The organism is Nocardia spongicola (genome assembly GCF_047200775.1).
In the GTDB taxonomy this organism is placed as follows: Bacteria; Actinomycetota; Actinomycetes; order Mycobacteriales; family Mycobacteriaceae; genus Nocardia.
This window is the reverse complement of the sequence record NZ_JBJZOO010000004.1, coordinates 151,085-169,290: the sequence shown is the minus strand read 5'-3', so window position 1 is coordinate 169,290 and position 18,206 is coordinate 151,085. Positions and strand designations below refer to the sequence as shown.

The following is an 18,206-nucleotide window of genomic DNA, read 5'->3' as shown; positions in this document are numbered from 1 at the left end:
GTTCTTCTGTGCATGTTCGAGGGGTACTGGCTCGGTCATGCTGCGCTTGTTTTCTTGTGCATGTTCGAGGGGCCCTGCGTGGTTACGTGGGCTGCTGACTCGATCATGCGGTGTGCAAACCACATTCGGTCTTGGTCAGGCCGGCCCAGCGACCACTGCGCGGATCGGATCCCGGCTCCGGCTTCCGGGTGCACGGAGCACAGCCGATGGACGGATATCCCTCTTCGACCAGGGGGTTGATCAGGATGCCGTGTGCGGCGATGTAGTCGTGCATCTCGTCATCGGACCACGGTGCGATCGGGTTGATCTTGACAAGGCCGAAGGTCTCGTCGAACGAGATCAGTGGCGCGTTCGCCCTGGTCGGCGCTTCTACCCGGCGAATCCCGGTGACCCATGCGTTGTAGCCGGCGAGCGATTTCTGCAGCGGGATGACCTTACGCAACCGGCAGCACTCGTTCGGTTCGCGGGCGAACAGGTCCTTGCCGAGCAGCTCATCTTGTTCCGCGACAGTGTGTTCCGGCCGCGCGTCGACCACGTGTACGTCGTATACAGCTTCCACCGCGTCCCTGGTGCCGATGGTTTCGGCGAAATGGTAGCCGGTGTCCAGGAACAGGACGTCCACATCGGAGCGGACCTCGGCGGCCAGGTGCACCAGCACCGCGTCCTGCATATTGGAGGCCACGATATAGCTTGTCCCGAAGGTGTTCTCGGTCCACCGCAGCAGTTCGGTCGCCGAGGCTCCGTCGAGTTCGGCCGCCCCACGCGCGGCGATGGCACGCAACTCGTCCTCGGACAGCTTTTCCGCGAGTTCGGTGTTCACAGTTGATCTCCCGTCGGCACTCATCTCAGATCGGCCTCGTCGGCGCGGACCGCCCATTGCGCGAATCGCTCGCCGTCCTCGCGGTGTTTGACGAAATTGCGTACTACCCGCTCGATGTAGTCGCCGAGCTCGTCGGTGGTCACCTTGTGCTGACGCAGTTTGCGTCCGAAGGCACTGTCGAAGCCGAGGCTGCCTCCGAGATGAACCTGGAAACCCTCCACTTGATTCCCGGTGCCGTCGTCGACGAGCTGACCTTTGAAGCCGATATCGGCGATCTGTGAGCGGGCACACGAGTTCGGGCAGCCGTTGATGTTGATCGTGATCGGGATATCCAGCTGCGCGTTGATATCGGCCAGTCGCTGCTCCAGCTCGGGTACCAGTGCCTGCGACCGCTTACGTGTCTCGGCGAAGGAGAGCTTGCAGAACTCGATGCCGGAGCAGGCCATCAAATTACGTCGCCACAGGGAAGGGCGGGCCTGCAGACCCAGCGGCGCCAGCTCGTCGATCAGCGCCTCGACCTTGTCGTCGGGTACATCGAGCACGATCAGCTTCTGATAGGGGGTGAACCGGATGCGGTCGGAGCCGATCCGCTCGACCGCATCGGCGACCTCGGTCAGGATGGTGCCCGATACCCGGCCCGCGATGGGGGAGAAGCCCACCGCGTTGAGTCCATTGCGCAGCCGCTGTACCCCGACGTGGTCGATCGGCTCGGTCGGCTGCTGTGGCGCAGGCCCGTCGATGAGCTTGCGCTTCAGGAACTCGTCCTCGAGTACCTGGCGGAATTTCTCGATACCCCAGTCCTTGACCAGGAACTTGAGCCTGGCCTTGGTCCGCAGCCTGCGGTAACCGTAGTCGCGGAACAGTGCCACGACGGCTTCCCAGACATCAGGCACCTCAGCCAGCGGCACCCACACGCCGACCCGCTGCGCCAGCATCGGGTTGGTGGACAGGCCGCCGCCGACCCACAAGTCCAGCCCTGGGCCGTGCTCGGGATGCACCACACCGACGAACGCGACGTCGTTGATCTCGTGCACCACATCCTGCTGGCCGGAGATCGCGGTCTTGAACTTGCGCGGCAGATTGGAGTATTCCTTCTTGCCGATATAGCGGCGCACGATCTCATCGATCGCGGGCGTCGGATCGATGATCTCGTTCAGCGATTCACCGGCCAACGGTGAGCCGAGTACAACGCGGGGGCAATCGCCGCAGGCTTCGGTGGTCTTCAGGCCGACAGCTTCGATCCGCTGCCAGATCTCCGGGACGTTCTCGACCTCGATCCAGTGGAATTGCACATTCTCGCGATCGGAGAGGTCGGCGGTGTCGCGGCCGAATTCGGTGGAGATCTGACCGAGGGTGCGCACTTGGTCGACGTTCAGCGCGCCCGCATCGCAGCGGATGCGCATCATGAAGTACTTGGCTTCGAGCACATCGATGTTCTCATCGCCGGTCCAGCTGCCGTCGTAGCCCTGTTCACGCTGGGTGTACAGACCCCACCAGCGGAACCTGCCGCGCAGGTCGCCCTTGTCGATGCCGTCGAATCCGGTCTTCGAGTAGATGTTCTCGATCCTGGCGCGGACGTTGAGCGGGTTGTCGTCCTTCTTGGACTGCTCGTTGGCGTTCAGCGGTTCGCGGTAACCGAGCGCCCACTGCCCCTCCGCCTTACGGCGTACCGGCTTGCCGGTGCGGGCGCGCGGTCCGGTGGACGCCTCGGCGCGGGGACGGTCCGGGCGGACGCGGCGTTCGGGGGCGGGTCGTTCGGGGCGCGTGGTGCGCTCTGCTCCGGATTCGGGGCCCGGCTGATCGGCCGGACCGGCGTCGGTGCTCGACGTCATGGGTCGCTCCTGCTGTGGGTGATACATCCTGCTTGGGGCGTGAGGGGCTGGCTCACACCTACGGTGCCAACGGGCCGATACGGGCGGGATCGGCGGGCCGGAATCGGGCTGCTGAGCTACCGGGCAGAATCGGGCAGACAGCATGCGCTGCAGACGCGCTGATAGTCGACATGGCGACGTGCCACAAGCCGTACTCCTAAAGCGCGCATACCGTCATTGTGCCATGCCATCGCGCGCTTTTCGGCCCGCTGCCAGCATTTTCCGCTTATCTCGGGAGAATCCCCTGGAAGTCGGGTCCGCTTTGTGATGATAGTCATAATGCCTATGCTTGTGCCGGAGCGCCCGCACCGGGTTGCCCGGTCGACGGCGTGGTCTACCGGGCGGTCACACTGGACGGGTGAGTTCTTCCGCCGCCGCACGCGGTATCGATGCCAACGCGCCGGTGTTGCGTGATTTCGGGCAGGGGCCGTTCGGCATCTATGTGCACGTCCCGTTCTGCGCGACGCGGTGCGGGTATTGCGACTTCAACACCTATACCGCTGGAGAGCTCGGCACCTCGGCCTCCCCGCAGTCCTGGTTGGCGGCATTGCGTGGCGAACTGGCGACCGCCGCGCGGGAGTTCGCGGCGCTGCCGACCACGACACCGGAGGTATCCACCGTATTCGTCGGTGGGGGGACGCCCTCCTTGCTCGGTGGCGACGGGCTCGCGGCAGTGCTGGATGCCGTGCGCGGCGAGTTCACCCTCGCGGTGGGCGCCGAGGTCACCACGGAGTCCAATCCCGAGTCCACCTCGCCGGATTTCTTCGAGCGCATCCGGGATGCCGGGTTCACTCGGGTATCGCTGGGTATGCAGTCCGCCGCGGCGCATGTGCTGAGGGTGCTCGACCGTGCGCACACCCCTGGTCGCGCGGTGGCCGCCGCGCAGGAGGCGCGTGCCGCCGGATTCGAGCATGTCAACCTGGATCTGATCTATGGGACACCAGGTGAGCGAGCAGGCGATCTCGACGCGAGTCTGGATGCGGTGCTCGCGGCGGGAGTCGACCATGTCTCAGCCTATGCGCTGATCGTGGAAGACGGCACCGCGCTCGCCAGGCGAGTGCGCCGCGGTGAACTGCCCGCGCCGGACGACGATGTGCTCGCCGCGCGCTATGAGCGCATCGATGCCAGGCTGCGCGCGGCCGGTTTCGGGTGGTACGAAGTGTCGAACTGGTCGGCGGGCAACGGTGCGGTCTGCCGCCACAACCTCGGCTATTGGGATGGCGGGGACTGGCTCGGCGCCGGGCCGGGTGCGCACAGCCATCTCGGCGGAGTTCGGTGGTGGAACGTGAAACACCCCGCGCGGTACGCCGACCGGGTTCGGGAAGGTGGTCTGCCCGCCGCTGGCTGGGAGGCGCTCAGCGCCGATGAGCGATACATGGAGCGAATCATGCTCGCGATGCGGCTGCGCGCAGGCCTGCCGCTGGCGGATCTCGCGCCGAGCGCTGCCCCCGCCGTCACCGCGGTCCTCGCCGACGGTCGCGCGCAGCGCACCGGCGATGACCGTCTCGTGCTCACCGATCGCGGTCGCCTCCTCGCCGACGGCGTCGTCCGCGAGCTCTTGGGCTAGCGCCGTGGCCGGGGAACGGCACTCGGGGAGATGTCTCTGATGCGCTGTCCTCGTGAATGTGAACTATCGCACTAGGGGTTCGGTCATTTGCCGAGTCGGGTATGGCATGAGGGGTGGTCAACTAGCCTGTGGCACGGCCGATGTGGTGTACAGCACTGAAATCCGCTGCTGAGCCGCTGGATTGCGTAGTGAACCGAAAGGGACGGAAGTCATATGGAATACGGACGGACCCTACGCGGCATCATGGCGGTGCTCGCTGCCGCGCTTGTCGCGACCGTCTCCGCGGGACCGGCGCAGGCGCAGCAGTTGCCGACGCTCGTGCTCGTTCACGGTGCTTTCGCCGACGCCACCAGCTGGGATGGTGTCGCCGCTGTGTTGCGTGAGCGCGGCTACCGCGTGGTAACGCCGGACAACCCGTTGCGCGGACCGGCCCATGACGCCGCCGCCGTGCAGCGCACAGTGGACACCATTACCGGTCCAGTGGTGCTGGTCGGCCACTCCTATGGCGGTTCCGTGATCAGTAACGTGCGCGATCCGAAGGTCGAATCCCTGGTCTACATCGCTGCCTTCGCACCAGAGCAGGGTGAGATGTCCCAGGCCGCTCTCAACCCGATCCGCTTTCCCGGTAGCCGACTGCTACCGCCCGCATTGCAGGTGAAGGTCGTCGATGACACCACGGGTATCGCGGGCAAGAACCTCGACGCCTACATCGCGCCTGCCAGTTTCAACTCTGTCTTCGCCCAAGACGTCGATGCCGCCACCGCCGCTGATATGGTCGCCCGCCAGCGCTCCATCGCCGTGATGGCCAATCTGGAGCCTTCAGGTCCGCCCGCATGGTCGGATACCCCGAGCTGGTACCTGGTCTCGGCCGATGACCGCGTGATCCCGCCCGCTTCCCAGCGTTTCATGGCGGAGCGCATGGGCGCGCGAACCAGTGAGATCGACTCCTCACATGCCGCTCCCGTCTCCAGCCCCGACGAGGTGGCCGCAGTGGTCGAAGCCGCCGCTTCCCATTGATCGAGCCCCTGTGGGTCGCCACCCTGTGATATGGCCTATGGATGCGGCATCCGCGCCATAGGTGGGTGGCGGCCCCGGATGTGATCGCCAGGGGCGGGTGGGGGTGCGAGCGATTGTTGTCACGTGGGCCGGCGATCGCGGGTAGGGCAATTAGACTGGATCGACCGACGAACCGGAAATTTGCCGCAATCCGGTGATCCGTGCCGGGTGCGGTGCGAGCGGAGACGGGAAGCAGCGAGGAGGTGGGACCGATGTCGAGCACCGAGGATCGGCGCTTCGAGGTCCTGCGCGCGATCGTCGCGGACTACGTCGCGACCAAGGAGCCGATCGGCTCGAAGACCTTGGTCGAGCGGCACAACCTGGGTGTTTCCAGCGCGACAGTGCGCAACGATATGGCAGTGCTCGAGGCCGAGGGGTACATCACTCAGCCGCATACCAGTTCTGGGCGGGTACCGACCGATAAGGGTTATCGGCAGTTCGTGAACCGGATCTCCGAGGTGAAACCGCTATCGTCCGCGGAGCGCCGGGCCATCCTGGAATTTCTCGAATCGGGCGTCGACCTCGATGACGTGCTGCGCCGTGGTGTCCGGCTGCTGGCCCAGCTGACCAGGCAGGTCGCGGTGGTGCAGTACCCGACGGTGTCGGCCTCCACGGTCAGGCACATCGAGGTGGTCGCGCTCAATCCCGCACGGTTGTTGCTGGTGGTGATCACCGACACCGGCCGGGTCGACCAGCGGTTGGTGGATCTCGGTGCCGTGATCGACGAGGAGGATCTGGCCGCGCTGCGCGGCATGCTCGGTGGCGCGATGGACGGCAAACGTCTGGCGGCTGCCTCGGCGGCAGTGGCGGAGTTACCGGAACACGCTCCGGTCCGGCTGCGCGACGTATTGGTCCGGGTGGCTACGGTGCTGGTGGAGACCTTGGTGGAGCATCCGGAGGAACGGTTGGTACTCGGCGGCACCGCCAACCTCACCCGTAATGCCGCCGATTTCGGTTTCCCGGGTTCCTTGCGCGCGGTGCTGGAAGCGCTGGAGGAGCAGGTGGTCGTACTCAAATTGCTCGCCGCTGCGCAGCAGCCGGGTACGGTTACGGTGCGGATCGGTGAGGAGACGCAGGTCGAGCAGATGCGTGGCACGTCGGTGGTGTCGACCGGTTACGGTGCGGCAGGCGCGGTGCTCGGCGGAATGGGTGTACTCGGCCCGACCCGGATGGATTATCCGGGAACGATCGCCTCGGTGGCGGCCGTCGCCCGATACATCGGTGAGGTCCTCGCCGAACGGTGACGTAGTTCGGGTAATACGCACCACTGACACCCTCGACTTTCCGGACGGATAAAGTTGAGTGCACAAGACTGATGCTGTTGTCGGCGCGAGGTGGCTGTGGCGCGGGCATCGGCGGCCCTGTCGAAACGACCAAGGACTAGAGAACTCAAGTGGCACGGGACTACTACGGACTGCTCGGCGTCGCGAAGAACGCGACCGACCAGGAAATCAAGCGGGCGTACCGCAAGCTGGCGCGTGAGCTCCACCCTGACGTCAATCCGGATGAGGCGGCTCAGGTCAAGTTCAGGGAAGTGTCGAGCGCCTATGAGGTGCTGTCGGATCCGGAGAAACGGCGCATCGTCGATATGGGCGGTGACCCGCTGGAATCCGGTGGTGGCGGCGCGGGCTTCAACGGCGCGGGCTTCGGCGGGCTCGGCGATGTGTTCGAGGCATTCTTCGGCGGTATGAACAGCACCGCGGGCGGCGCGCGCAAGCCACGTGGCCGCGTCCAGCCTGGTGCGGACTCATTGATCCGTACTCGGCTGAGCTTGGCGGAGTGCGCGGTCGGGGTGACCAAGCATCTGACCGTGGATACCGCGATCCTGTGTGATGTCTGCCAAGGCTCCGGCGCGCATGACAACGCGAAGCCGGTGCGCTGTGAAACCTGCGGTGGCGCGGGTGAGGTTCAGGCCGTGCAGCGTTCCTTCCTCGGCCAGGTGCTGACCTCGCGTCCGTGTCCGACGTGCCGCGGGGCCGGAGAGACCATCCCTGACCCGTGCCGTAAGTGCGGCGGGGACGGCCGGGTGCGGGCCCGTCGCGAGATCGCCGCGCCGGTTCCGGCGGGCGTCGCGAACGGTATGCGGGTCCGGCTGGCCGCGCAGGGCGAGGTCGGGCCTGGCGGTGGGCACGCGGGTGATCTGTATGTCGAGATCGTGGAGCAGCCGCACGATGTGTTCGTCCGCGACGGCGACGACCTGCACTGCACCATCCGGGTTCCGATGGTCGACGCGGCGCTCGGTACCACTGTCGTGATCGACACCATTTTGGACGGCCCGACCGAGCTGACCATTCCGGCAGGTACTCAGCCGGGTGAGATCTCGGTATTGCGCGGTCATGGCATGCCGCGCCTGCGCTCTGGCGCGCGTGGTGATCTGCTCGCGCATTTGGAGATCGTGGTACCGGCCAAACTGGACAGTAAGCAGACCGAACTGCTGCGCAAGTACAAGGGGATGCGTGAGCGCGAGCATGCCGAGGTGCTGACGGCGCAATCCGAGCACAGCAGCGGTCTGTTCGCGCGGTTACGCGCCTCGTTCAGCGGGCGCTAGGTGGCCGCGACGGTCTTCTATCTCGACGAGGTACCGGAACCGGGTGCGGTCGCGGTACTCGACGGGCCCGAGGGCAGGCATGCCGCAACGGTGCGCCGTATCCGGATCGGTGAGCCGATCACGCTCTCCGATGGTCGCGGTGTGCTCGCCGCATCGGAAGTCGTTGCGGCGCATCGTGATCGGCTGGAGCTGGTGGTGCGTGATCGAGTGCGGTCCGTGCCGAGGGTGCCGCTGGTGACCGTTGTGCAGGCACTGCCGAAATCCGATCGCTCGGAACTGGCGGTCGAGCTGATGACCGAGGCGGGCGCGGACGCTGTCGTCCCCTGGCAGGCGGCACGTTGCGTCGCGAAGTGGGAAGGTAAGGCGGCCAAGGCCACGGAGAAATGGCGGGCCACGGCCCGCTCGGCGGCCAGACAGTCCCGCAGGGCCTATATCCCCGAGGTCGCTGATCTGCACCACACCGGTGATCTGATCGAGCTGATCAGGACCGCGAAGGAAGGCGGAGCGGTCGTCGCGGCGCTGCACGAGTCCGGCAGCGCCCGCTTCACTGAACTGCCTTTCGCCGATGCTGCCGAGATCGTCCTTGTGGTCGGCCCGGAAGGCGGGCTGGACGATACGGAACTCGCTGCCTTCGCGGATGCGGGGGCGACAGTGACCTTGCTCGGTCCAACAGTTCTGCGTACTTCGACTGCGGCCGCGGTCGCTCTCGGCGCCATCGGCGCACTGACCACGCGCTGGTGAGCCCCTGCGGCGGTGCGGCTATCGCATCCGCGCGACACCGCGCGGCCGAGTCCGCCGGGTCAGTTCTGCCGCCGTGCGGATATCGGTCGCGGTGCGATGGCTCACGGTGATAGCGGCGAGGATTGGGCGCGACTGCGCCTGGGAACCCTGTGATCAGAGACCTCTCGGCAACTTATTCGCTGGGCGGTGTCGGTGGAGAGCGTTAAACTCTTCTCAACGTTCGGATATAGCGACGGACAGCGGCAGTCGAGACCGGAAAGCAGGCTATAGCCACTTTTGAGAGCACAAGACGAGATCGGTGATACGGCTACCCCTGCGGTGGGGATCGGCGTCGGCGACAGTGGTTCGGGCCCGGTAGCGCGCACCGTGCGTTCGAGCATCGAACTCGCTCCGGAATCGGTGTTTCCTTTCCTCGGTTCGGCCGACCAGAATCTTCGTGAACTGGAGTCTCTGCTCGACGCGGACATTCATGTCCGGGGTAATTCCGTGACCCTCACCGGTAAGGCGGCCGATGTCGCGCTCGCCGAACGGGTCATCGAGCAGTTGGTCGCGCTCACCGGCCGGAATCGGGTGGTGAGCCCGGAGGCGGTGCGGCATACCGTCTCGATGCTCACCGAGGGTGTCAGCGAGTCCCCGGCGGAGGTACTCAGCCTCGACATCCTGTCGCGACGCGGTAAGACCATCCGGCCGAAGACGCTGAATCAGAAACGCTATGTCGACGCGATCGACGCCAACACCATCGTGTTCGGTATCGGGCCCGCCGGCACGGGCAAAACCTATCTGGGGATGGCCAAGGCGGTTCAGGCACTGCAGTCCAAGCAGGTCAACCGGATCATCCTCACCCGTCCCGCGGTCGAGGCCGGGGAGCGGCTCGGCTTTCTGCCCGGCACGCTGAACGAGAAGATCGACCCGTATCTGCGCCCGCTCTACGACGCGCTGCACGACATGATGGACCCGGAAGCCATCCCGAAGCTGATGGCGGCAGGTGTTATCGAAGTCGCGCCGCTGGCGTATATGCGTGGCCGGACCCTGAACGACTCGTTCATCATTCTGGACGAGGCGCAGAACACCACCGCCGAGCAGATGAAGATGTTCCTCACCCGGCTCGGGTTCGGCTCGAAGATCGTGGTCACCGGTGACGTCACCCAGGTCGATCTGCCGACCGGGGCGCGGTCGGGGTTGCGGGCTGCCAGTGAGATCCTCACCGAGATCGATGACATCCACTTCGCCGAACTCACCAGCAACGATGTGGTCCGTCACCGGCTGGTCTCGGATATCGTCGACGCCTACGACCGGTTCGAAGCCGAAGCACACCCGCAGGTCGGCCCGCATTACGGCGGCAATCGCGCGCAGCGGCGTGCCGCCAACCGAGCGGAGCGGCGCTGAACGTGACTCGGCCGGGCGGGGCTCCGCTCCGCTGACCCGATCGGGGAAATCGTAGGCTATCCGGGTGAGTATCGAGATCGCCAACGAGTCGGGTATCGACATACCCGAAGAAGAGCTGGTCAGTGTCGCACGGTTCGTGATCGCGCAGATGGACGTGCACCCGGCTGCGGAGCTGTCGATGGTGCTCGTCGATCTCGACGCCATGGCCGATCTGCATATGCGCTGGATGGATCTGCCCGGACCGACCGACGTCATGTCCTTCCCCATGGACGAGCTGGAGCCGGGCGGCAGGCCCGACAGCCCCGAACCGGGGCCGTCCATGCTGGGTGACATCGTGTTGTGCCCGGAGTTCGCCATCGGCCAAGCACGTAAGGCGGGGCATTCGCTGGACCACGAGCTCGCACTGCTCACCGTGCACGGCGTGCTCCACCTGCTCGGCTACGACCACGCCGAGCCGGACGAGGAGAAGGAGATGTTCGCCTTGCAGGCCAGGTTGCTCGAGGAATGGTATGAGAGCCTGCGTGCGGCGCGCCTACGCGCCGAGCTCGCCGAACGTGACGCACGGTTACTGGGTAAGGCGGGCTTCACCACCCCCGGTGAGTCACTGGGACCCGCGTGACTTCACTGACCTTCGTGCTGTGCGCGGTGCTGCTCATCTCGGTGGGCGGAGTGTTCGCAGGCGTGGACTCCGCGCTGAATACGATCTCGGCTGCCCGCGTCGAGGATATGGTGCGCGCCGGCCGGTCCGGTGCGGTGCGGCTGAGCCGGATCGTCGCCGACCGGGCCCGCTATGTGAATCTCATGGTGCTGCTGCGCATTCTGTGTGAGATCGGCGCCACGGTATTGCTTGCGGCGGGCTTCATGCGGATCTGGGCGCAGAACGGGGCATTGCTGGCCACTGCGTCGGTGATGGTGCTGGTGTCCTATGTGGTGATCGGTGTCGGTCCGCGCACACTCGGCCGCCAGCACGCGTACTCGATCGCGTTGGCCGCCGCACTGCCACTGCAGGGCCTCGGCGCGTTACTCGGACCGCTCAGCAGGCTGCTTATTCTGCTCGGCAATGCGATTACCCCGGGTAAGGGGTTTCGCAACGGCCCGTTCGCCTCCGAGATCGAGCTGCGTGAGGTGGTCGAGATGGCGGGCGAGCGCGGTGTGGTCGCCGATGACGAACGCCGGATGATCCAATCGGTTTTCGAACTCGGCGATACTCCGGCTCGTGCGGTGATGGTGCCGCGTACCGAGATGGTCTGGATCGAGGCGGACAAAACCGCGGCACAGGCCATATCGCTCGCGGTGCGGTCCGGGCATTCGCGTATTCCGGTGATCGGCGAGAATGTCGACGACATCCTCGGTGTGGTCTATCTGAAAGACCTGGTGCCGTATACGGATCGCGGCCGTGGGGTCGGGGTGCGCGAGATCATGCGGCCCGCGGCGTTCATCCCGGACTCGAAACCGTTGGACAGCCTGCTCGACGAGATGCAGCGCAGGCGCAACCATATGGCCTTGTTGGTGGACGAGTACGGCGGTATCGCGGGGTTGGTGACCATCGAGGACGTGCTGGAGGAGATCGTCGGGGAGATCGCCGACGAATACGACACCGATGAAACTCCGCCGGTCGAAGACCTCGGTGACGGTCGCTACCGGGTATCGGCCCGGTTGCCGGTGGAGGATCTCGGCGAGCTGTACGGGCTGGAGATCTCCGAGGAGGACGTCGATACGGTCGGCGGTCTACTGGCGCACGAGCTCGGCCGTGTGCCGTTGCCGGGCGCGAAAGTCGAGGTATACGGGCTGGTGCTGCACGGAGAAGGTGGTACGGACGCCCGGGGACGGGTTCGGGTGAACACCGTTGTGGTCGATGCGGCGCGTGCGAAGGTCCAGGCTGGGAAACCCAATGGCGACGGCTCCCACAGCGCAAGTGGGGTCAACGGATCGGGGCGGGAGATCCCAGCCGATCGTGACGAGGACGGAGACATCGAATGATCGAATTGGACATCGAGGACAATAAGCTGGTCTTGCTGGCCCGTGGTGCGCTCGGCCGCACCGGTGGGTCGAGCGGAGCGGCTATCCGGGACACCGACGGGCGTACCTATGCCGCTGGTGAGGTGAATCTGACCGAGTTGCGGCTCACCGCATTGCAGGCCGCGGTGGCCGCGGCGATCTCCAGTGGTGCCGAGGGATTCGAGGCGGCTGTGGTTGTCGGTGGCAAGCTCTCCGATTTCGGTATCGCCGCGGTGCGCGAGATATCGGCAGCGGCGCGGATCATCTTCGCAGGCCGGGACGGTGCGGTATTCGAGATCGCCGACGATTCCGTGGGTATTGCCGATTCGTCGAACGTTGCCGCGGCGACCGCCGACGCGCATGAGGTGCATGGTGGCTGATCGATCCGAGCGGCGTGCAAAGGACGAATTCCGTTCCGGATTCGTATGTTTCGTCGGCCGTCCGAATACCGGTAAGTCGACGTTGACCAATGCGCTTGTCGGCGCGAAGATCGCGATCACCTCCTCGCGCCCACAGACCACCAGGCACACTATTCGTGGCATCGTGCACCGCGAACACACCCAATTGATTCTGGTCGATACCCCCGGTTTGCACCGGCCACGCACTTTGCTCGGCCAGCGCCTCAACGACCTGGTACGTGATACGTATTCCGAGGTCGATGTGATCGCACTGTGCATTCCGGCCGATGAGAAGATCGGCCCCGGCGACCGCTGGATCGTGCAGCAGGTCCAGCAGATGGCGCCGAAGACAACGGTGCTCGGTGTGGTCACCAAGATCGACAAAGTGGGGCGCGACCAGGTCGCTCAACAGCTGCTCGCAGTCGCTGAGCTGCTCGGACCGGAGGCCGATGTGGTGCCGGTATCCGCGGTCAAGGGGGATCAGGTCGAAGTCCTCGTCGATGTCATCGCTTCGAAGATGCCGGAGGGCCCGGCCTTCTATCCCGATGGCGAACTCACCGATGAGCCCGAAGAGACATTGATGGCCGAGCTCATCCGGGAGGCGGCACTGGAGGGGGTCCGCGACGAGCTGCCGCATTCGCTGGCCGTCGTCATCGAAGAGATCCTGCCGTATGAGGACCGCGAGGACATGCTCGATGTGCACGCCCTGCTCTATGTCGAGCGGCCCAGCCAGAAAGCCATCATCATCGGCAAGGGCGGCTCCCGGCTGAAGGAAGTCGGTACCACCGCCCGTAAGCAGATCGAGCACATCCTCGGCACAAGGATCTATCTGAACCTGCATGTGAAGGTGGCCAAGGACTGGCAGCGCGATCCGAAGCAGCTCGGCAAACTCGGCTTCTGACCACGCCGCCCCGGCTCGAAGAGGGCGAGCGCGGGGGCGGGGGGAGGAGGCGGATCGGTCACCACCACGGGGTGGGACGATGGCGGTACCACTGGAGTTCGGATTCGAGCTGGGCGGCCAGGGAGATCAAGCGGGGTTCGGTGTTCGCCGTACCCATCAGCTGGGCGCCTACGGGGAGACCGGCATCGGTGAAGCCCGCGGGTACGTTGACGCTCGGCCAGCCGAGGACATTCCACGGCCAGGTATAGGGGCAGGACCCGGTGATGAGGTTGTTGGTGGCGTTCACTCCGAGGCCGTCGATCGCATCGGCGCGCGGCGGCGCGGTCGCGGTTGTCGGTGCGAGAACTACATCGTAGTCGCGGAAGAAGTTTCCGATTCGCTTGTGCAGCAATGGTTCCAGTTGGCGTGCCGCGTACAGGGCCGGGCCGTCGAACACCCGGCCGATCTTGGCGTTGGCCTTGGTGCGCGGATCGGTCCTGATATCGGGCATCTGCTGGTATGCCTGTCGGATACCTGCCATCGACCGTGGCAGGAACGACAGGCCGACCAGGACACCGTAGGGCAGGTCGGCCACGGTCACCGTGTGTCCGAGCTTGCGCAGGGTGTCGGCGGTCCGCCGCACCGCCTGCTCGATTTCGGGGTCGAGCACGGTTTTGACCGGTGCGAAGGGAATATTCAGCGACAGTGCGATCCGTAATCGGCCAGGGTCACGTCCGACAGCGTCCGAGGCGGCGATCGGTGCGGGCGTGTGCAGATCGCCGGGGTGTGGGCCTGCTGCCATATCGAGCAGCAGGGCCGCGTCCGCCACGGTGCGCGCCAGTGGCCCGTTCACGGTGAGCCCGTAGAAGGCCTCGGCCTTCGGCCAGGTGGAGATCCGTCCGCGCTGCGGCTTGATGCCGACCAGATTGGCCCACGCGGCCGGAATACGGACCGAGCCCGCGCCGTCGGACCCCAGTGCGGCGGGGATCAGCCCGCCCGCGACGGCCGCCGACGCACCGCCGGAGGACCCGCCAGGCGTTCTGGTGCGCTCCCACGGATTGCGGGTGTGCCCGAACCAGGCGGCGCTGGTGAACGGCCATTGCCCGAGTTCACAGGTATTGGTCTTCCCCACGATCACCGCCCCCGCGGCGCGCAGCCGCCGAACCGCTTCGGCGTCGGCGGTTTTCGGCGCGAAATCGCCGCCGCAACCGAATGCGGTCGGCTCGCCCGCGATATCGGTGTCGTCTTTCACCGCGATGGGCACACCGAGTAGCGGGAGTCGTTCCCCGGCGGCCAGCCGCCGATCGGCCTCGGTGGCCTCGGCCAGCGCCTGTTCGCGGCGCACGACCCGGAAGGCATTGAGCGTGGACTGCGTTGCTGCTATCCGGTCGAGTGCGCTGCTGACCGCCGCGGTAGCGGTGGTCGTACCGTCCGCGATCGCGGACGCCAGTTCGGTCAGGCCCAACTCCGATGTGTCGGATGAGATTCGGGCCGGCTCCGGCAACGTCATGTGAGCTCCGTCTCGTCGTACTCGATAAACCGTAGCGCTCACTTGGTCGACCGTCCATATCGACAATGCCCATTCCTGTCCGGGTCAGGGTCACTCCTATAGACATACATGCGGTATGTATGTAAAAATTGCCGAGACCCGAGTCCGGGAGGACATATGACAACCAGCACATTGCTCGGCCGCCCGCATGAGGTGGATCTACCCGGCGGACGAATCCGCTATTACGAGACCGGGGAGGGCGCTCCGATCGTCTTCGTACACGGTCTGCTCGTCAACGCGGACCTCTGGCGCATGGTGGTCCCCGCGGTCGCCGCCGCCGGATATCGGTGCCTGACGCCGGACTGGCCGCTCGGCTCACACGAGATCCCGGTTCCGGATGCGAATCTGACCCCGGCCGGTGTCGCCGACCTCATCGCCGCGTTTCTCGAACGTCTCGACCTCACCGATGTCACCGTGGTCGCCAATGACACCGGTGGAGCGATCACCCAGGTGTTGCTGACCCGCGACCGGTCCAGGATCGGCCGTGTCGTGCTCGCCTCGGTCGACAGCTACGAGGGTTTTCTGCCGCAGCCGTTCACAGCGCTTGCGACGTTGGCGAAGATCCCCGGCTCGATCCGCCCGTTGACCGAGTTACTGCGTATCCGGGCGCTGCATCGGTTACCGCTGGCTTTCGGCCTGCTCACCAAACGGCCGATACCGCCGGAGATCGTCGACTCCTACCTGGCGCCGAGCCGCGAGTCGGCCGCGATCCGCAAAGACCTGCGGCGCTTCCTCCGCTCCGTACATCGTCGGTACACGCTGGACGCCGCGCGGCACTTCGCCGACATCGATATTCCCGTGCTGCTGGCCTGGGCACGTGAGGACCGGCTGTTCCCGGCATCCTTCGCCGAACGTCTGGCTCGTGACCTGCCGAACGCGACACTGGAGTTCATCGACGACTCCTACACCGCCCTACCGGAAGACCAGCCGAAGTTGCTCACCGAATCACTTCTGGAGTTCACTCGGCGGTATGCCGCGCCGTAGCCAGGAAGACCGCTCCCGCAATACCAGAGCCGCACTGGAGCAGGCCGGACGCCGCCTGTTCACCGAGCGCGGTTTCATGGGGACCTCTGCGGAAGAGTTGGTCACCGCGGCTGGTGTCACCAGGGGCGCGTTGCACCATCATTACGGCGATAAGCGTGGATTGTTTCTCGCGGTGCTGCAACAGATCGAGAGCGAGACCACGCAAGAGATCGAAAAAGCCATCGATTCGGCCGCTTCCGATGATGTGATGGCCGGGTTGTCCGTGGGTATCGAGGTCTTCTTACGGATCTGTCAGCAGCCCGAGATGCTGCAGATCACGCTCACCGACGCCCCCACGGTGCTCGGCTGGCAAGCATGGCGTGAGTTCGAACTGGCCCATGGCCTCGGCCTGATCACCCGACAGCTCGAGCGCGCCCGTGCGGCCGGGATGATCGCCGATGCCCCGATCCCGGTGCTGGCCCAGCTCATGATGAGCATGATCAGTGAGGCTGCCTTGATCATCGCGCATGCGGAGGACCCGGACACCGCACGGGCGCAGACCCAGCAGTCGGTGCTGCTGTTGTTCATGGGTTTGTTGCGCACCAGCGGTTGAATCGGCGCTCGGCGCGTGTCCTGGCGGTCAGCCGTGTCCCGAGGTGGTGGTCGGCCGGTCGTGGGAGGATGGCGACGTGCGTTTGTATCGGGACGAGGCGGTAGTGGTGCGCCAGCACAAGCTGGGCGAGGCTGATCGTATCGTCACGCTGCTCACCAGGCAGTATGGGCTGGTCCGGGCAGTCGCCAAGGGGGTGCGTCGCACCAAATCACGGTTCGGCGCCCGGCTGGAACCGTTTTCCTATATCGATGTACAGCTGCATCAGGGACGCACCCTCGATATCGTCACTCAGGTACACACCGTGGAATCGTTCGCGGCGGGCATCGTCGATGATTACGGGTGCTATACCACCGCGTGCGCTGTGCTGGAAACCGCCGAACGCCTGGCGGGTGAGGAGCGCGCTCCCGCGCCGAGGCTGCATGCGCTGACCGCGAGCGCGTTGCGTGCTATCGCCGCCAAGCAGCGACCGCACGAGCTGATTCTGGACGCGTTCCTGTTGCGCGCCATGGGGTTCGCTGGCTGGGCGCCCGCGCTGGACGAATGCGCCACATGCGCGACGCCTGGCCCGCATCGGGCTTTCCATATCGCGGCCGGGGGCGCGGTATGTGTGCACTGCCGTCCTCCTGGCTCGACGGTGCCCGCCCCAGGGGTGCTCGATCTGTTGCTCGCGCTGCGGAGTGGGGAGTGGGAGTACGTGCAAGCGACATCTACCGCGGTGCGCAAGCAGGCCAGTGGCCTGGTCGCGGCGCATGTGCAGTGGCATCTGGAGCGGCAGTTGCGTACCTTGCCGCTGATCGAGCGGACCTCGGTGCGGGCTACTCCACCCGGCGGAGCTGCACCGGAGGTGGTTCGATCATGACGCGGTCGCGTACCAGATAACCGGGTAGCGGAAGAATCGAGTAGCGGAAGCGCAAGACATCCGCCGGGAATCGCGGAATTCCTCAGCGAGCGACGCGGTAGCGGGGTGGTGGCGGCGATCAGGCAGGATGGAGTCCGTGATCCTGCGCCGAGACTCCGCTACCGCGACCGAGCCGAAGACCGCGGGCGTCCCCCGCCCGCCCGCGCCGCATCCGTCGGGAGCTCGGCCCCCGCAGCTGCCGCCGGAGCTGGTGCCCGATCATGTCGCGTTGGTCATGGACGGTAATGGACGCTGGGCTCGGGAACGTGGGTTGCCGCGCACTGCCGGACATGAGCGGGGCGAGGCGGTCCTCATGGATACCGTCGAGGGCTGCCTCGAAATCGGGGTGAAGTGGCTGTCGGCCTACGCCTTCTCCACCGAGAACTGGCGGCGCAGTCCCGAGGAGGTGCGCTTCCTGATGGGCTTCAACCGCGATGTGATCCGCCGCCGCCGCGATGAGATGCACGCGATGGGTGTGCGGGTGCGCTGGGCCGGTCGCAGGCCGCGGCTATGGCGCAGTGTGATCAAGGAATTGGAGGTCGCCGAGGAGCTCACCGCGGGCAATACCGCCATGACTCTCACCATGTGTGTCAATTACGGGGGCCGCGCCGAAATCGCCGATGCGGCAAGGGAGATCGCGCGTCGGGTGGCGGCGGGCGAGATCGATCCGGAGAAGGTCACCGAGGCGACGGTGGCACGGTATCTGGATGAGCCCGATATGCCTGATGTGGATCTGTTCCTGCGTCCGTCGGGTGAGTTCCGCAGCTCCAATTTCCTCATCTGGCAGTCCGCCTATGCGGAATACGTCTACCAGGACACCCTTTTCCCCGATTTCGATCGGCGTAATCTCTGGGAAGCGTGTCTGCAGTACGCGGCGCGGGACCGCCGCTTCGGTGGTGCCAAGTGAACGGCGGCTCG

At 65.7% G+C, this 18,206-nt stretch carries 17 protein-coding genes; 14 read left to right on the top strand and 3 right to left on the bottom strand.

Annotated elements, in window-relative coordinates; genetic code table 11:
- Window positions 1-103: 103 nt before the first annotated feature.
- Window positions 104-844 carry a phosphoadenylyl-sulfate reductase gene (locus ACL02S_RS10890; RefSeq protein WP_412802244.1) on the bottom strand — a complete coding sequence of 247 codons (741 nt, stop codon included), beginning with the start codon at window positions 842-844 and terminating at the stop codon, window positions 104-106.
- Window positions 841-2,652, bottom strand: a complete 1,812-nt coding sequence (locus tag ACL02S_RS10885) for a nitrite/sulfite reductase (protein WP_412802243.1) — start codon at window positions 2,650-2,652, stop codon at window positions 841-843. The genes ACL02S_RS10890 and ACL02S_RS10885 overlap by 4 nt, the downstream gene beginning before the upstream one ends.
- A 397-nt stretch (window positions 2,653-3,049) precedes the next feature.
- Between ACL02S_RS10885 and hemW the strand changes: the two genes are divergently transcribed.
- The 10 genes from hemW to era all read left to right on the top strand — a co-directional run bounded on the left by hemW (window position 3,050) and on the right by era (window position 13,286).
- Window positions 3,050-4,258: a radical SAM family heme chaperone HemW gene (hemW, locus tag ACL02S_RS10880; protein ID WP_412802242.1), complete on the top strand. Its 1,209-nt coding sequence runs from the start codon at window positions 3,050-3,052 to the stop codon at window positions 4,256-4,258.
- A 213-nt stretch (window positions 4,259-4,471) separates the two neighbouring features.
- The gene (locus ACL02S_RS10875; RefSeq protein WP_412802241.1) at window positions 4,472-5,275 is read left to right on the top strand and encodes an alpha/beta fold hydrolase; all 804 of its coding nucleotides are present in this window, start codon (window positions 4,472-4,474) and stop codon (window positions 5,273-5,275) included.
- Window positions 5,276-5,526: 251 nt separating this feature from the next.
- On the top strand, window positions 5,527-6,558 hold the full coding sequence (hrcA, locus tag ACL02S_RS10870; protein WP_412802240.1) for a heat-inducible transcriptional repressor HrcA: 1,032 nt from the start codon (window positions 5,527-5,529) through the stop codon (window positions 6,556-6,558).
- A gap of 149 nt (window positions 6,559-6,707) precedes the next feature.
- On the top strand, window positions 6,708-7,862 hold the full coding sequence (dnaJ, locus tag ACL02S_RS10865) for a molecular chaperone DnaJ (protein ID WP_412802239.1): 1,155 nt from the start codon (window positions 6,708-6,710) through the stop codon (window positions 7,860-7,862).
- Window positions 7,863-8,603 (top strand): 16S rRNA (uracil(1498)-N(3))-methyltransferase, encoded by a 741-nt coding sequence (locus ACL02S_RS10860; RefSeq protein WP_412802238.1) that lies wholly within the window; start codon window positions 7,863-7,865, stop codon window positions 8,601-8,603.
- A gap of 318 nt (window positions 8,604-8,921) precedes the next feature.
- The gene (locus ACL02S_RS10855; RefSeq protein WP_412802469.1) at window positions 8,922-9,989 is read left to right on the top strand and encodes a PhoH family protein; all 1,068 of its coding nucleotides are present in this window, start codon (window positions 8,922-8,924) and stop codon (window positions 9,987-9,989) included.
- A gap of 64 nt (window positions 9,990-10,053) precedes the next feature.
- Window positions 10,054-10,608 (top strand): rRNA maturation RNase YbeY, encoded by a 555-nt coding sequence (gene ybeY, locus ACL02S_RS10850; protein ID WP_412802237.1) that lies wholly within the window; start codon window positions 10,054-10,056, stop codon window positions 10,606-10,608.
- Window positions 10,605-11,969 carry a hemolysin family protein gene (locus ACL02S_RS10845; RefSeq protein ID WP_412802236.1) on the top strand — a complete coding sequence of 455 codons (1,365 nt, stop codon included), beginning with the start codon at window positions 10,605-10,607 and terminating at the stop codon, window positions 11,967-11,969. The genes ybeY and ACL02S_RS10845 overlap by 4 nt, the downstream gene beginning before the upstream one ends.
- A complete protein-coding gene (locus ACL02S_RS10840) occupies window positions 11,966-12,367 on the top strand; it encodes a cytidine deaminase-like protein (RefSeq protein WP_412802235.1) in 402 nt (133 codons plus the stop codon). The genes ACL02S_RS10845 and ACL02S_RS10840 overlap by 4 nt, the downstream gene beginning before the upstream one ends.
- Window positions 12,357-13,286, top strand: a complete 930-nt coding sequence (gene era / locus ACL02S_RS10835; RefSeq protein WP_412802234.1) for a GTPase Era — start codon at window positions 12,357-12,359, stop codon at window positions 13,284-13,286. Before ACL02S_RS10840 ends, era begins: the two co-directional genes overlap by 11 nt.
- Window positions 13,287-13,344: 58 nt before the next feature.
- Here era and ACL02S_RS10830 read toward each other — a convergent pair whose 3' ends face one another.
- On the bottom strand, window positions 13,345-14,775 hold the full coding sequence (locus tag ACL02S_RS10830) for an amidase (RefSeq protein ID WP_412802233.1): 1,431 nt from the start codon (window positions 14,773-14,775) through the stop codon (window positions 13,345-13,347).
- Window positions 14,776-14,931: 156 nt separating this feature from the next.
- On the opposite strand from ACL02S_RS10830, the gene ACL02S_RS10825 reads away from it, so the two are divergent.
- The 4 genes from ACL02S_RS10825 (at window position 14,932) to ACL02S_RS10810 (ending at window position 18,195) form a co-directional block, all read left to right on the top strand.
- Window positions 14,932-15,798 (top strand): alpha/beta fold hydrolase, encoded by an 867-nt coding sequence (locus tag ACL02S_RS10825; RefSeq protein ID WP_412802232.1) that lies wholly within the window; start codon window positions 14,932-14,934, stop codon window positions 15,796-15,798.
- Entirely contained in the window at window positions 15,785-16,390 is a 606-nt protein-coding gene (locus ACL02S_RS10820; RefSeq protein ID WP_412802231.1) for a TetR/AcrR family transcriptional regulator, read from the top strand. The genes ACL02S_RS10825 and ACL02S_RS10820 overlap by 14 nt, the downstream gene beginning before the upstream one ends.
- Before the next feature lie 76 nt (window positions 16,391-16,466).
- The gene (gene recO / locus ACL02S_RS10815) at window positions 16,467-17,249 is read left to right on the top strand and encodes a DNA repair protein RecO (RefSeq protein WP_412802230.1); all 783 of its coding nucleotides are present in this window, start codon (window positions 16,467-16,469) and stop codon (window positions 17,247-17,249) included.
- A 127-nt stretch (window positions 17,250-17,376) separates the two neighbouring features.
- Window positions 17,377-18,195, top strand: coding sequence for an isoprenyl transferase (locus tag ACL02S_RS10810; RefSeq protein ID WP_412802229.1), 819 nt, complete (start codon window positions 17,377-17,379; stop codon window positions 18,193-18,195).
- Window positions 18,196-18,206 lie beyond the last annotated feature (11 nt).

What these genes read in the sequence shown, in the direction of transcription:
- ACL02S_RS10890 (WP_412802244.1), bottom strand. Translation starts at nt 844, where the DNA reads ATGAGTGCCGACGGGAGATCAACTGTGAACACCGAACTCGCGGAAAAG.
- era (WP_412802234.1), top strand. Translation starts at nt 12,357, where the DNA reads ATGGTGGCTGATCGATCCGAGCGGCGTGCAAAGGACGAATTCCGTTCC.
- ACL02S_RS10840 (WP_412802235.1), top strand. Translation starts at nt 11,966, where the DNA reads ATGATCGAATTGGACATCGAGGACAATAAGCTGGTCTTGCTGGCCCGT.
- ACL02S_RS10885 (WP_412802243.1), bottom strand. Translation starts at nt 2,652, where the DNA reads ATGACGTCGAGCACCGACGCCGGTCCGGCCGATCAGCCGGGCCCCGAA.
- ACL02S_RS10875 (WP_412802241.1), top strand. Translation starts at nt 4,472, where the DNA reads ATGGAATACGGACGGACCCTACGCGGCATCATGGCGGTGCTCGCTGCC.
- ACL02S_RS10830 (WP_412802233.1), bottom strand. Translation starts at nt 14,775, where the DNA reads ATGACGTTGCCGGAGCCGGCCCGAATCTCATCCGACACATCGGAGTTG.
- ACL02S_RS10810 (WP_412802229.1), top strand. Translation starts at nt 17,377, where the DNA reads ATGGAGTCCGTGATCCTGCGCCGAGACTCCGCTACCGCGACCGAGCCG.
- hrcA (WP_412802240.1), top strand. Translation starts at nt 5,527, where the DNA reads ATGTCGAGCACCGAGGATCGGCGCTTCGAGGTCCTGCGCGCGATCGTC.
- ACL02S_RS10820 (WP_412802231.1), top strand. Translation starts at nt 15,785, where the DNA reads ATGCCGCGCCGTAGCCAGGAAGACCGCTCCCGCAATACCAGAGCCGCA.
- ACL02S_RS10825 (WP_412802232.1), top strand. Translation starts at nt 14,932, where the DNA reads ATGACAACCAGCACATTGCTCGGCCGCCCGCATGAGGTGGATCTACCC.